Consider the following 14804-nt stretch of genomic DNA (forward strand, 5'->3'; position numbering starts at 1 on the left):
TTATGGCAGATTTTCACAAAGTAAACATACAAGAAGTTAAACAAGAAACCGCAAACGCGGTTTCTGTTTTATTTGATATACCTGAACAATTAAAGCAAGATTTTAATTTTGTTTCTGGGCAATACATAACACTACAAACCATTATTAATGGTGAAGAAGTTCGAAGAGCTTATTCCATTTGTTCTACACCAAAAAGTAACGAAATTAGAGTTGCAATTAAAGCTGTAGAAAACGGAACGTTTTCTCAATATGCAACCACTGAATTAAAAACTGGTGATTCCATTGAAATTTCGGCTCCAGAAGGTAGATTTGAGCTAAAACCAGAAGCTAACAAAAATTACATTGCATTTGCTGCAGGTTCTGGTATAACTCCTATTTTATCTATGGTAAAATCGGTTTTAGAAAATGAACCTTCTGCAAACTTTACTTTAGTTTATGGTAATAAATCTGTTGCAGACACCATTTTTTACGAGGAGTTAAATGCATTAAAAGAGAATTATCCAAATCAATTTAAGCTACATTATATTTTTAGTAGAGAAGAAGTAAAAAACCAGTTAAGAGGAAGAATCGATAAAAGTGTTACAAATTACTTTGTAAAGAATATGTACAAAGAAACCACTTTTGATGATGCTTATTTATGTGGCCCAGAAGAAATGATTAATGCTGTTACTAGTACTCTTAAAGAAAATTACTTTACAACAGAAAATATTCATTTTGAATTATTTACAGTATCTGTAGATGAAGAAGCTCTTGAAGAAGTAAAAGAGGGTACCACCAAAATAACAGTTTTGTTAGATGATGAAGAAACTACCTTTAGCATGCAACAAACAGATGATATTTTAGCAGCTGCATTGCGTAATGATTTAGATCCTCCTTATTCTTGTCAGGGTGGAGTTTGTAGTTCTTGTTTAGCTAAAGTAACAGAAGGTAAAGCTGTTATGGTAAAAAACACTATTTTAACAGATGGTGAAATAGAAGAAGGATTTATTTTAACATGCCAAGCACACCCAACAACATCTACCATTTCTATTGATTTTGATGACGTTTAAAATCCTTATTTTTGTAAAATATGGATATTTACGACTTTAAAAACGCTTTACTTATTGGCTTTTTCATGGCTTTTATGATTGGGCCTGTATTTTTTATGCTGATTCAAACTAGTATTTTAAAAGGTGCAAGAGCAGCTATTGCTCTAGATTTAGGCGTGATTTTGGGCGATATTTGCTTTATATTAATTGGCTATTATGGAAGTAGATCTTTATTAGAAAAAATTAAAGACGATCCTAGATTGTTTTTTATTGGTGGTTTAGTACTTATCATTTATGGCTTAATTACCTATTTTGATAGAGAAAATAAAAAGCAAGCATTAGAATCTGCCAAATCTATAGAAGTGCCTATTGTAGAAAACAACTACCTTAAATTATTTGTAAAAGGATTCTTTTTAAATTTCATAAATATTGGTGTTCTGGCTTTTTGGCTAGGTACTGTATTAGTAATTGGGCCTGCCTTAAAAATGAATCAAAATGCAATATTTTTATATTTTGCTACAATCATTTTAGGATATTTTATCACAGATTTATGTAAAATAGTATTGGCAAAACAATTAAAAAGTAAAATGACACCTGCTGTAATTTATAGAGTAAAACGTGTTATGGGAATCATATTGATTGTTTGCGGAATTTATTTAATGCTTATGGGCTTTATTCCTAAAGAAAAAATAAACGAATTCTTAACTTAAGAAATAAACAAATTGACATAATAAAAAAGGTGAAGCTATAAGCTTCACCTTTTTTATTATATCTACTGATTATAACTATTTTGCGAGATAGGCATTGTTATCTAATTTAACATCTGCCATTAATCCACTTTTATCAATAGTTACAGATTTTACAGCTTTTGCTGCATCAAAAGAATATGTTGGAATAGCCCATGCCCAATCTTCTAAAACAGTTGCAGTTGTAGGCTTAACACCTCTCATAATACGCAAAGGAATATTAAAATTTTCTGTAGATCCATCAGTATATTCTACCTCTAAATCTATTGGCATTGGCATTTTACCAATTCTTTCTAAAGTAATGGTTTTGCCATTTACAGATTTAACTCCATAATCTATAGTGTGCGTAGTTTGTGTCCATTCGTTTAAATACCAGTCTAAATGTATTCCAGAAACTTTCTCCATTGAACGTTTAATATCATTTGGAGTTGGATGTTTAAAACTGAAATCGTCAAAGTACTTTTTTAAACCTTTAGCCACATTTTCTGAACCAATAACATATTCTAATTGCGATAAGAAAATATTTCCTTTAGAGTAACTTGCAGTACCATATGCCCAGTTTGTGTTATATCTATCTGCATGTGTAGAAAGAGATTCTTCATAACCTCTGTTTACAATTGTTCTATAGCCTCTATAAGAACCAGAATGCGGATTTTCTTTATTCTCGTTTAAAATTTCGTTTTCTGCTTTGTTAGAAATATAACTTGTAAAACCTTCATCCATCCAAGGATGTAAACTTTCGTTAGAAGCTAACAAAAATTGAAACCAAGTATGAGCCATTTCATGAGCAGTAACACCAAATAAGCTTCCATATTTACGCTTACCTGTAATTAAAGTAGCCATAGCATACTCCATACCTCCATCTCCACCTTGAATTACCGAGTATTGTTCATAAGGATATTTACCTACATTCTCAGAAAAATATGCCATTAACTCTGCAGTTTGTGGTTGTAGTTTTTTCCAATTTTGTAAATATTCACCTTCTAAAGTTTTCTTGTAGAAAAAATGTAAAGTTGGGCCAGAAGGCATTTTTAAAATATCGTGATTGTACTCAGGGTCTGCAGCCCAAACAAAATCATGTACGTTTGGAGCTTTAAAATGCCATGTTAATTTATCACCTTTAGGTAAATTTAATGGTTGATTTTTATCTGCATAATTATGACCAACTTCTTGCGGATTTTGCAAATAACCAGTACCACCAACTACATAATTTTTATCTATGTGTAAGGTAACATCAAAGTCTCCCCAAACACCATGAAATTCACGTGCTATATATGGTGGAGTATGCCATCCTTGAAAATCATACTCAGCCATTTTAGGATACCATTGAGCCATAGAAAGCGCAACATTTTCTTTACTATTTCTTCCTGAACGTCTTATTTGCACTGGCACTTGCGCATCAAATACCATATCAAAAGTTACAGTTTCTCCTGCTTTAATAGGCTTTTGCAATTTTACTTCTAAAATTGTACCTACAGTTTCATAAGTTACTGCAGCACCATCTTGTTTTAAAGAATTTACTTTTATGTAACCAATCTCATTGGGTTTTAATTTGCTGATTCTATCTCCTACTCTTCTGTCTGGATCTGCAATGTTTAATGAACGAACATCCATTTGAGAACCAGGTTGAAACGCATTAAAATATAAATGATAAAAAACACGGTCTAAATCGTCTGGAGAATTGTTTGTGTACACTAATTTTTGTGTTCCTTTATATTGATAGTTATTTACATCCATATCAATATCCATAGTATAATCTACCTGTTGTTGCCAATAACCATTAGCATTCGAAGACGTTTTATTTTTTGTATTGTCTGAGTACTGAACGTCTTTAGTTTCTGCACAAGCAACAAGCATACCTACAGATACTAGTAGAAGTAATAATTTTCTCATATAAATTGATTTTTTAAGTGTTTATAAAAGTATAAAAATAGCAACAATCTTTAATTGTTTGGTGCTATTATTTTTTGTTTGATATATAATCTGCCAATTGTAAGGCATTGTATGCATTTACAATTCTTCCTGAAACTGAAAGTTCAGAAAACGGAATTAATTCACCTTCTGGATTACTTTCTGATTGAGAACCAGGTTTAATGACATTAAAGTTAATTTTAACTCCAGAATTCATTAAAATTTCTTTTACCTCTTTCGCTGATAAATTAGGATAATAACCTCTTATTAAAGCTGCTACTCCAGCAGTTGAAGGTGCTGCCATAGATGTACCACTTAAAGCCTCGTATTTATCATTTGGTACAGAAGAATAAATATCTACACCAGGTGCAAAAACATCTACATTGATTTTACCGTAATTAGAAAAGTTTGCTGGTAAATTTTTATCGTAAGCCAAACTACTTGCGCCAATGGTTATTACATTATCTGCAAATTCAGTAATCATGTCTTTAGAATCTGTTGGATAAGATGCTCTAGTGTCTATATTTTTACCATCATTACCAGCTGCATTTACAATTAAAACATCACTGTCTGCAGCGTATTTTATAGCATCGTAAACCCAGTCTTTATTTGGCGAAAAACGTTTACCAAAACTTGTATTTATAATTTTTGCTCCATTATCTACAGCATATCTTATACCTAAAGCTACGTCTTTATCATGCTCATCTCCATCAGGCACAATTCTAACAGTCATAATTTTTACGTTGTTTGCTACACCAACAGCTCCTATATTATTAGTAGTATTTGCTGCTACAATACCTGCAACATGAGTACCATGTTTTGCAGCATCTGCAGTACCCAACACATTATTATTACCATAAAATTTATCTGAAATGTCATACAGATCATCGCCTAAAGTTTGACGATAATTCATTTCTAAATCATAACCCTTCATTGCTTTTTTAATCTCGGTTAAATATTCTACAACCTTTTCATGTTCTTCATTTAGGTTCTCTTCGCTCATGCCTTGCTGTAAAATATTGGCTACATTTTTAATTTTAACTAAGGTTTTTAAGTTTGGCGCTTTTAGACCATTTACCAACTCTAAAGTTAAATCTTCTTGTTTTGCCAATTCTTTAACTGCAGTAAAATCTTGCTGAATTAAACCTAATGTTATTAGGTAATCTTCCATTTTACTGATTTCTGCTTCCTTTTCAATAATTGTAGCATCGTATTCCTTTACCAACTTTAAATACGCATCATATTCTTTTTTAACTTCTTCTGATAAAGTTGCTACATCAACATCAGCAAATTTTGTTTTTCCTTTTTTTACCAATCTTGTTATTTCTAACTGATCTATAGTAACAATATCTCCTGCTTTATTGCCAAGAAAATTCCATCCAAAGACATCATCTTCAAAACCGTTGTTATCATCATCTATATTATTGTTATCAATTTCTGATGGGTTTATCCAAAGTACATCTTTTAAATCTTCGTGTTTTACATCTACCCCAGAATCTGCAATTGCAACAATCACTTCTTTACTTTTCTTACCTTCTAAAAATTGATATGCTTTAGCTAAACTCATACCAGCAATAGAATCTTGAGTAATATCTAAATGCGACCAAATTTGAAAATCACTTTCAGATAAATCTGTTTTTTTTGCTGGAGTTGTGTTTATTTCATTAAAATTTGGCTGAACAACTACTGTTTGTGTTGTTTTACAGCCAACCAAAAAAAGTGCTATGAAAGCACTTAAAAAATACGCTCTTACATTTCTCATTTCTATATGTTTTTTAACTAAATATTTCTGAAAATTTGTGTGTTGTGTTAAGTCTAACTCCTTTTTCTGTGTGCTTTACAGTGCAAATTTCATTATGTGCATCGTGCTCTAAAAATAGATAGAAATTTTCATCTGCAGCAAGGTTTAAAAAGTCGGCCTTTTCTTTAATGGTAAGTAATGGTCTAGTGTCATAACCCATAACATATGGTAGAGGTATATGACCAATTGTTGGTAATAAATCTGCCATAAAAACCAAGGTTTTGTCTTGGTATTTTAGTTTTGGCAACATTTGCTTTTCTGTATGACCATCCATAAATAAAACATCGAAACCTATTTGCTCTTGATAATTACTATTTATAAATTCTAACTGACCATTTTCTTTAATAGGATTTATATTTTCTTTTAAAAATGATGCTTTTTCTCTTGGATTTGGTTCTGTTGCCCAAGACCAATGTTTATCATTAGACCATACTTTGGCATTCTTAAATGCAGGTATTAATAGCCCATCTTTGTTTCTTTCAATAACACCTCCACAATGATCAAAATGTAAATGAGTTAAAAAAATATCTGTGATATCATCTTTATGAAATCCTAAATTTTTAAGGGAAGTATCTAAAGAAAAATCACCAAATAAATAATAGTAACCAAAAAATTTATCTGACTGCTTATTTCCTAGACCTGTATCAACCAAAATTAATCGATCTCCATCTTCAATTAACAAGCAACGCATGCTCATTTCTATTAAATTATTTGAATCTGCAGGATTTGTTTTTTGCCAAATAGTTTTAGGTACAACACCAAACATTGCACCACCATCTAATTTAAAATTTCCTGTTTCTATTGGGTAAATTTTCATCTTCTTAGTAACTTAAGTTTGTTACAAAGATGTTAAAAAAAAGATTGTTAATCGTTAAGAAAAATCTAAAGATTGAGTTTATTATAACTACAATTCTATTTATAAATTACTAAAAGAATCATCTAGATATACTAGTCTTTCTTGTAGCCAATTTTGCAAATGATTATAATGCTCTTGATTGGCTGTTTTATTAAGTTTATTTTGCCAAATTAAAAACTCTCTTTCATAAATTTTTTCATCCGAAAATTTAGAGTAAAGTACATTTATTTCTTTAAAAAGAGACTCATTAGAAAACTCTTTAGCCCTTAATTTTTGCCATCGGTTTTTTAATTTCTGTTTATAATTGTTAGGATTTTCGTTGATTAACCTTTTTAGCAGTCCGTTTTCTAATACAATTTTGCTGGTAAAATATTGTGGCTTGCCATCTTGTATTACACCCCAAACACCATCTAAATCCCAAGGAACAAAAAAATAAGGTTCATTCTTGTCATACCTAGCCAAATAATAATTTTTACCCATATTATCTGTTGCACCCATTAAATTTACAAAAATGTAATAATCTATAGCGTTAGAAATGTTGATTTTACTTTCAATTTTATCTTTAAATTCTTGAGAAGAACTGTTGATAACTAAGTTTGAAAAACTAACTAGATTATTCCAGTAATATTCATCATTTATCACAGGATATTTAATTTCCCAACCATTCCATTTAGGATCTATATAAATTGGTTTTTCGACTATTTTCTCAAAACTAGGACCACCTTTATAAGAATCAGCTTTGAATAATTCTCCACGAATTTCAGCCTCTTTGTTCTTTTTTAGATTCAGTTGTTTTCTATCTATACTTTCTGATAATTGATAAACTCCATAATATTCATGGTTTTTAAATACTTCTACAAACTGAATATTGAAACCACTTTTAGCCTCTGGTTCTTGATTAGCGTAATAAGGTGTATTAATGCTATTCCATAAATTTGTAGCTATTGCAGATCTTATTCGTAAAGGCTCATTAAACATGGCATCTAAGATCCAATCATCATCAGATCGTAAATTCTTAAATTGAATATTTCTACTTTTCTTACCTAAACTATCTTTCCAAAATTCTAAATCGAAAGATTTTTTATTGAATGATAAAGATAAATTACCTCTATGTCTTAGACCTATAATTGACTGCTGATAAGAATTACTTTCATAATAAGAGAAGCTACCAACAATTTTATTTTTACTATTTATTTTATTTTCATCAAAACCAATTTGAATAATAGGAAGCTTAGTTAAATAAAGTTTATAATCAGAACCATCATTAGTTATAGAATATACTTCGTTATAATTCCATTCTAAGTCATTTGGTATTTCAATTTTCAAATTTTCTGTAAAACCTATTGATTTTCTATTTTTTATAGAATTAAAATCTGATACATGCCACAAAATAATTTTATGCTGTTCATCTACTTGAAAACTATTTAGTTTTGCTTTTGTAATCTGAGCAAAACTTATTGATGGCATTATACAACTAAATAAAAGTAGTAATGTTATAGAAAGTCGATTCATAAAAAGTAATCTTTTGGCTAAAGCTAATTTAATGTATTATAATTAATTAACTATGATAAACTGGTCAATAGCTCTTTTTGAAAGAAGAAAAATAGCTAAAAACAAAAAACTCTGATAAGTTAATTATCAGAGTTTTTTTGAGGTGTCTAGCGGATTCGAACCGCTGTACATGGTTTTGCAAACCATTGCCTAGCCACTCGGCCAAGACACCTTTTAATTATTGGATTGCAAATTTACGGAAATTTACAAAGCTTGCAAGCATTTTTTACTTTTTGATTTTCCAAGGAGGATTTATTCTATTCTCTCCTGCATAATATAAAATCAACTGATTGTTGGCTGTATCTTTTAATCGTGCTTCACGCCATAACCAAGATTTATCATTTGGTAATTCATCAAAAACGATTCCTTTATCCTTTAGATTTGCAACTTTTTCATCTAAATCATCACACTCAAAGTAAATAGAAGTTCCAGAATTTTGAGGCAACTCTTCTACTTTATGAATAGAAAAAGTAGAATTACCATCTGGACATATAAATCTTACATAATTTGGCAGTGCATCAACTATTAAATCTAATCCTAAAGTTTGATAAAATGCAACCGCTTTTTCTAAATCTAAAGCAGGTATTGTTACTTGATTTAGATTCATTGGATTTATCTTTTTTTAGACAAAACGATTACAACTTCCTCAACATTTCCGCCAATAGGTGGATTGATTTTAGAAACAGCAACAGTTGCTTTTTTAAGCATCTTTATCTCTGTAAAAAATCGATCTAAAATTCTTTGTGCAACCTCTTCTAACAATTTAGATCTAATTTGCATTTCTTCTTTAACAATATGATTTAAATGAACATAATCTACTGTATCTGCTAAATCATCTGTCTTTGAAGATTTCTTTAAATTGGCTTTTACTTCAACATCTACTCTATACCAAGAACCTATCTTAGCCTCTTCATCTAGACAACCATGAAAAGCATAAAGTTTTATATTATTAACTTTTATAATTCCCATTTATGCTTCTTTATTAGGTGTTTCTATCTTTTCCCACATTTTATCTGTGTTCAATCTAAATGAACCTAAATATTCAAAGCTACATTGCTCTGGAGCTATAATTGATAAAAAAGGTTCGTTATTTTTATTGTTGTACAAATGATAATTTTCGCCAAAAATAGGCTCGAAACTAAATTTGGCATTATAAATTAAATCATTGTACTGAAACTTTTGCATTAAAGCTTCATACTCTTTCTTAACCTCGTCAAACTTAGATTTCAATTGTTTGTTTACACGTTGAATACCATCGTTTTTCCAACTGGCTGTATTTAATGGTTTAATTACAGGAGAGCTTGCAGACGTACCATAAGGCTTTAGAGCAGCATCATACTGTTGAGTTTCCTCATTAAAAACTACTAAATCTGGTTTTTTACTTTCTTTCTTCATAAAGTGTAAAGGTTACATTCTATACTGCATTATTAACTTCAATCCAATATCCATTTGGGTCTTGAAAATAGATTTGTAAAACACCATCTGCTCTAACATAATCTTTATTTACAGAGCCAATCCAATCTGAAAAATCAATGTTTAAACTCTCCAAGTGTTCTGAAAAGGAAACTAAATTTTTGGTTGATAAGGCAAAATGAACAGCTTTATTGGTAACTACCTTAAAATCTGGCCTAGGAATAACATGTAACTGAATTTTATCATCTAGTAATAACCATCTTGTTTTAGATGTAGATGCTGTATTTGCTATTTCTTTAAAATCAAATACTTTTTTGTAAAATGAAATAGATTCATCTACATCTTTTACAGAGATTGCAATATGATCAAAAGAAAAATTAGGCATTTTTAAAACTTTTTTCAAGATTACAAAAATACGATAAAAATCAACGGATTAGAAGGTTCTAGCTCGTGAAAAAATCAAAAACATTGCTAATTGCACTGGTTTTTGTTTTATAAAATTCGGTATAAGTACATCTCTCACAAGTTACACTTGTAAATTTCTGGTTTTGAATATCAAAAATTTTTGATAAAGTACCACCTGTTGCTCTCATTTGACCCAATTTATACGTTTTATTATTACACTTTGGGCAAGTATAATTACTAATTTGATTACTCATAGTTTATCTTGTTTATTTTATTAGAGCATTAATTTACGATTTTGTTACAAATACTCAATAGCTGAAAAGTATTTTATGTAATTTTGTAGCTCAATTTATATAATAAATATAGGATGTCTGAAGAGAATAAATCACTGAATTTTTTAGAGCATATTATAGAAGATGATTTGGCTAATGGAATGCCAAAAGACGATTTACGTTTTCGTTTTCCACCTGAACCAAATGGCTATTTACACATTGGTCATACCAAAGCAATTGGTATTAGTTTTGGCTTAGGTGAAAAATACAATGCACCTGTAAATTTAAGATTTGACGATACAAATCCTGCCAAAGAAGAACAAGAATATGTAGATGCAATTAAGGAAGATATAGCTTGGTTGGGTTACAATTGGGCAAACGAATGTTATTCTTCAGACTATTTTCAACAATTATATGATTGGGCAATATTATTAATAAAAGATGGTAAGGCTTATGTAGATTCTCAAACTTCTGAAGAAATGAGAATTCAAAAAGGCACACCAACTGAAGAAGGTACAAACAGCCCTTATAGAAACAGATCTGTGGATGAAAACTTGGAATTATTTCAAGGAATGAAAGAAGGTAAGTTTAAGGAAGGGGAACACGTTTTACGTGCTAAAATAGATATGGCTAGTCCAAATATGTTAATGAGAGACCCATTAATGTATAGAATTATGTACAAAGCTCATCATAGAACTGGTTCAGATTGGTGCATTTACCCTATGTATGATTGGACTCATGGAGAAAGCGATTATATAGAACAAATTTCTCATTCTTTATGTTCTTTAGAATTCAAGCCACACAGAGAATTATACAATTGGTTTGTAGAAAATGTTTATAAATTTAGCGAATCAGAATATCCAAATCCACCAAAACAACGTGAGTTTTCTAGGTTAAACTTAAGCTACACTATTATGAGTAAGCGTAAGTTATTAAAACTAGTAGAAGAGAAAATTGTTTCTGGTTGGGATGACCCTAGAATGCCTACAATTTCTGGCTTAAGAAGAAGAGGATATACACCTGCTGCTATTAGAAGCTTTATAGAAACAGTTGGAGTTTCTAAACGTGAAAACGTTATTGATGTTGCACTTTTAGAATTTAAAATTAGAGAAGATTTAAACAAAACTGCAAAAAGGGTTATGGGTGTTTTAGACCCAGTAAAAGTGGTTATTACAAATTATCCTGAAGGAGAAGAAGAGCTTTTAGACGCAAGTTATAATGACTATGAAGAGGGCTTTGGTAGTAGAAAAGTACCTTTCTCAAGAGAAATTTATATTGAAAAAGAAGACTTTAGAGAAGAGGCTAACAAAAAGTTCTTCCGTTTAAAATTAGGGAAAGAGGTTCGTTTAAAAAATGCTTACTTCATTACCGCAAATAGCTGTACTAAGGATGAAAATGGAAATGTTATAGAAATTCAATGTACTTATGACCCATTAACAAAATCTGGCAGTGGAACTCCTGAAAGCATGCGAAAAGTGAAAGGAACCTTACATTGGGTTTCTGTTAAACACGCTATTAAAGCAGAAGTTAGAGCTTATGATAGATTGTTTTTAGATGAAGCACCTGATTCGCATAAAGACAAAGATTTTATGGAATTTTTGAATCCAAATTCTTTAGAAATTATTGATGCCTACTTAGAGCCAAGTTTACAAACTGCTGCAATTGGAGAACGTTTTCAATTTCAAAGGTTGGGTTATTTTAACGTAGATTATGACTCAAAACCAGAAGCTTTGGTATTTAACAAAATTGTTGGTTTAAGAGATAGCTGGACTAAGAAATAAGTATTTAAATTGCATTTTGTTTTATGAAAAAAATAATCATTTTAAGCTTTATAGCTTTATTAGCTTGTAATCAAAAATCAAAAGTTAGTGTTTTAGAAGCACCTATTGCCTGTGGCCAATGCCTGTTTGAATTAGACTCAGAAGAAGGCTGTAGTTTGGCTGTTAAAGTTTTAGACAAACCTTATTTTGTTGATGGTTTTGGAATTGATGATTTTGGTGATGCTCATGATGAAAACACTGGATTTTGCAACGTTGTTAGAACCGCCAAAATTGAAGGAGTTATAGAAAATGATAGGTTTGTTGCAAGTTCTATTGTAATGGTAGATTAACAATTACCTAGCAAATCTATATGTAGCCTTAATTAAAAAAGTATCGTTAGCTGGCGCTTCAAAAACTTGATTGGAGACACTATCAACTAAGTCATTTGCAGGATCAACACTACCTACAGATCCTCTTGCCCAAACAAAAAACAACTCTGAGCCTGGTATATATTCCCATCTTGCTACTAAATTAGTTTGAAGTTGTACAAAAGAAAAATCTGGATTTTCGAAACTATAGTCTGTGGTTCCATCTCTATTCTCATCAATTAAATAGGTCTCATTTTGAGTACTTATTTGATTCGAATCGTAAATAGAAATTCTATCATTAATACTATTTGCAATAGGATTTACTACATAATTTAAATCTGTAAATCGTCCTTTAGAAATAAAAGGTTGACCATAAAATTGTAAAGAAATATTTGGTGTAAAGCTATAATTTAAACGAAGTGTAGTTGTTAATGTTTGGTTTTGAATTTCTCCTAAAATATATCTTGCATCAGTGTTAAAATTAGTTTCGGTAACATATTGAGTAGCATCATATAAATTAGCATACTCTATATTTAAAGACATGCTAAAAGCATCAAAAGGCTGATAATTTGTTCTGATAACAAATCGATCTCTAGAAGTTACATCTTCTTGGCTATGTCTATTTGAATATCCTAAAGTAAAACTAAACATTCTGCTCCTATCAGAATTGAAAAATAAATAAGCAAAACCAGTATTTGGTCTTCTAAATCTTGGACCACCTCTTAAAAAGAAATTATCATAAAAATGAGTATTTAAACCATAACCAATTTCTGTTGACCAATTGTTGATCCAATTTACATTACCCTGAACTTCGAATCGAATTCTATTTAAATTACCTTGAAAATCATAAAATGCACCTTGCTCAAATCTGGCATTGATATTTCTGTAAGTTTCTGTTGGCACTTGCCATAAATAACTAAGATTTCCAAACTGAATAATCTCATCTGTTCGTCTTAAAAAACCAACATCGTTTAACTCCAGCTCTGGAGACCTCCAAATTGCGCCACCATTAAACCTCCAATTTCCACCTCCGTTTTTACCTAACTCTATTCTACCCCCTGTACCAGTCAATGAAGTTTTATTAGGATCTACAGAAACATGAGTAGCATCTACTCTCTGAAAATTGTGTCTTAATGTTGTTTGGGTTTGAGTGATAGCTTCTGTACTACCTAAAACATGGCTCATTATGACATTACCATCTAAATAATAATCTCTATTGTGCCAGTTGTGCTGAAAATCGATTCCTCCTGAATATGCTGCTTTGTGCAACTCATTAAAATCACCATCTAAATGTCTATTTGTAGCCGTAAAAATACCTCCAATAAAAGAGTTTCTTTCATTAAAATCTTTCTGAACTCGAGTTACAAAATAATTGGTTAAAGGTTCTACAATTTCTTCTCTTGTGCCACCATTAACTTCTCTAACCTCTGCAAACTCATTTCCAGTTACACTTTCCAAAACTCCTATAGACCAGCCATCTCTAGTTTTTCCAGAAAACTTTGCAGCTCCTAATATTCTTGAATTTTGCGGCTCATTTGCATATTCACCAAAAGCAAGGTTTGCACTTCTATGAGGATTTCTACCTATTCTTCTACTATAGAAAAGATTATCTCTACCATTAGCAAATTCATAATCGAAAATATTGCTGTTTTCTACAAAAAATGGTCTTTGCTCTCTAAAAAATATCTGAAAACCATCTAAAGCAATTGCTCCTGGATCTGCTTCTACCTGACCAAAATCAGGATTAACAGTTAAATCTAAGGTAAGATCGTTAGTAATACCAATTTTTGCATCTAAACCTGCATTGAATTTAAAATCGCTTCCTGTTCGAAAAGGATTGCCAGCTTCTGGAGGATAAGTATCGTATTGCATGACCGTAAATGGCTGAATCTCTAATTGCTTTTGCGCCTTTAAATCTTTTAACCCATGCAATTCACCTGCTTCACTTATAAAACCTGCTTGATCGTTAGGAATTCTTTGCCACAAAGATCTTTCTTGCAGCCTAAAAATGGTTCTATTAACGTTAAAACCCCAAATTTGTTCTTTTGCTTTCCCAAATCGTAATTGACTAAAAGGAATTTTCATTTCAGCCGTCCATCCTTTATCATCTACTTTGGCATCTGTATACCAAATTGGGTTCCAACTGTCATCCCAATTTTCACCATTTTGAGAGGCAAATTCTTCACCTTTAACACCGGCTGCAGTTGTTGTAAAAACAAAGGCAGTTCTTTTATCATGATAACTATCAATAATTACATTAATTCTATCTCCTGCAAAACCATCTCTTCTACTAAGTCTTTGTTGAATTAATTCAGGGTTTGCATCCCAAGCACGCAAAGCAACGTAAAGATATTTATCATCATACATAACTTTAAACATTGTTTGATGTGCAGGATCTGTGCCTTCATCTGGATCTTTTTCTGTAAAGTCGGTAGACCACTCTACAACATCCCAAGCAACATCAGAAACATCACCATCAATAATTGGTTTTTCAATAAGTTTTTTGGTGGTGTATATTCTTTTCGGAATTTTAGTAGTGGAATTATCTTGAGCATTAATCTTTGCTGAAAAAACAGCTATCACTGATAAAAAAAGTAAAAATTTCCCCATTTAATTGCCTTAAATTTTATAAAATTTCTGATGAAAAAAACTCTTGAATTCAAGTGCAAAAATACCTCTCTATTTTCTTAAGT

14 protein-coding genes and 1 tRNA gene are annotated in these 14804 nt (G+C 30.9%); 4 read left to right on the forward strand and 11 right to left on the reverse strand.

The features are described from left to right. Positions 1-2: 2 nt before the first annotated feature. Both V7R38_RS03015 and V7R38_RS03020 read left to right on the forward strand, forming a co-directional pair. Positions 3-1049 carry a ferredoxin--NADP reductase gene (locus V7R38_RS03015; protein ID WP_334055997.1) on the forward strand — a complete coding sequence of 349 codons (1047 nt, stop codon included), beginning with the start codon at positions 3-5 and terminating at the stop codon, positions 1047-1049. A gap of 20 nt (positions 1050-1069) precedes the next feature. Then, the gene (locus tag V7R38_RS03020) at positions 1070-1738 is read left to right on the forward strand and encodes a LysE family translocator (protein WP_015481820.1); all 669 of its coding nucleotides are present in this window, start codon (positions 1070-1072) and stop codon (positions 1736-1738) included. A 75-nt stretch (positions 1739-1813) separates the two neighbouring features. Here V7R38_RS03020 and V7R38_RS03025 read toward each other — a convergent pair whose 3' ends face one another. The 10 genes from V7R38_RS03025 to V7R38_RS03070 form a co-directional block, all read right to left on the reverse strand. Continuing rightward, positions 1814-3667 carry a M1 family metallopeptidase gene (locus V7R38_RS03025; protein WP_334055998.1) on the reverse strand — a complete coding sequence of 618 codons (1854 nt, stop codon included), beginning with the start codon at positions 3665-3667 and terminating at the stop codon, positions 1814-1816. Between the two features lie 67 nt (positions 3668-3734). Beyond that, the gene (locus tag V7R38_RS03030; RefSeq protein WP_334055999.1) at positions 3735-5447 is read right to left on the reverse strand and encodes a S8 family serine peptidase; all 1713 of its coding nucleotides are present in this window, start codon (positions 5445-5447) and stop codon (positions 3735-3737) included. A gap of 13 nt (positions 5448-5460) precedes the next feature. Continuing rightward, positions 5461-6303 (reverse strand): MBL fold metallo-hydrolase, encoded by an 843-nt coding sequence (locus V7R38_RS03035; protein WP_334056000.1) that lies wholly within the window; start codon positions 6301-6303, stop codon positions 5461-5463. A gap of 99 nt (positions 6304-6402) precedes the next feature. Continuing rightward, on the reverse strand, positions 6403-7809 hold the full coding sequence (locus V7R38_RS03040; protein WP_334056001.1) for a CotH kinase family protein: 1407 nt from the start codon (positions 7807-7809) through the stop codon (positions 6403-6405). A gap of 185 nt (positions 7810-7994) precedes the next feature. Further along, positions 7995-8065, reverse strand: a tRNA-Cys gene (locus tag V7R38_RS03045). Positions 8066-8119: 54 nt separating this feature from the next. Continuing rightward, positions 8120-8500 carry a VOC family protein gene (locus tag V7R38_RS03050; RefSeq protein ID WP_334056002.1) on the reverse strand — a complete coding sequence of 127 codons (381 nt, stop codon included), beginning with the start codon at positions 8498-8500 and terminating at the stop codon, positions 8120-8122. Positions 8501-8505: 5 nt separating this feature from the next. Beyond that, complete coding sequence (gene folB / locus V7R38_RS03055; protein ID WP_015481814.1) at positions 8506-8862, reverse strand: dihydroneopterin aldolase; 357 nt, start codon at positions 8860-8862, stop codon at positions 8506-8508. Continuing rightward, positions 8863-9288, reverse strand: coding sequence for a DUF2452 domain-containing protein (locus tag V7R38_RS03060; RefSeq protein ID WP_015481813.1), 426 nt, complete (start codon positions 9286-9288; stop codon positions 8863-8865). 19 nt (positions 9289-9307) lie between these two features. After that, on the reverse strand, positions 9308-9691 hold the full coding sequence (locus V7R38_RS03065) for a VOC family protein (RefSeq protein WP_334056003.1): 384 nt from the start codon (positions 9689-9691) through the stop codon (positions 9308-9310). Positions 9692-9749: 58 nt separating this feature from the next. Then, positions 9750-9965 (reverse strand): zinc ribbon domain-containing protein, encoded by a 216-nt coding sequence (locus V7R38_RS03070; protein ID WP_015481811.1) that lies wholly within the window; start codon positions 9963-9965, stop codon positions 9750-9752. Positions 9966-10078: 113 nt separating this feature from the next. Between V7R38_RS03070 and V7R38_RS03075 the strand changes: the two genes are divergently transcribed. Further along, positions 10079-11764 (forward strand): glutamine--tRNA ligase/YqeY domain fusion protein, encoded by a 1686-nt coding sequence (locus V7R38_RS03075; protein ID WP_334056004.1) that lies wholly within the window; start codon positions 10079-10081, stop codon positions 11762-11764. Between the two features lie 23 nt (positions 11765-11787). Beyond that, positions 11788-12093 carry a DUF6370 family protein gene (locus V7R38_RS03080; protein ID WP_334056005.1) on the forward strand — a complete coding sequence of 102 codons (306 nt, stop codon included), beginning with the start codon at positions 11788-11790 and terminating at the stop codon, positions 12091-12093. A 3-nt stretch (positions 12094-12096) separates the two neighbouring features. Here V7R38_RS03080 and V7R38_RS03085 read toward each other — a convergent pair whose 3' ends face one another. Next, complete coding sequence (locus V7R38_RS03085; protein ID WP_334056006.1) at positions 12097-14721, reverse strand: DUF5916 domain-containing protein; 2625 nt, start codon at positions 14719-14721, stop codon at positions 12097-12099. Positions 14722-14804 lie beyond the last annotated feature (83 nt).

Origin of the sequence: Polaribacter sp. P097 (genome assembly GCF_036864555.1) — a bacterium.
Taxonomy (GTDB): Bacteria; Bacteroidota; Bacteroidia; order Flavobacteriales; family Flavobacteriaceae; genus Polaribacter.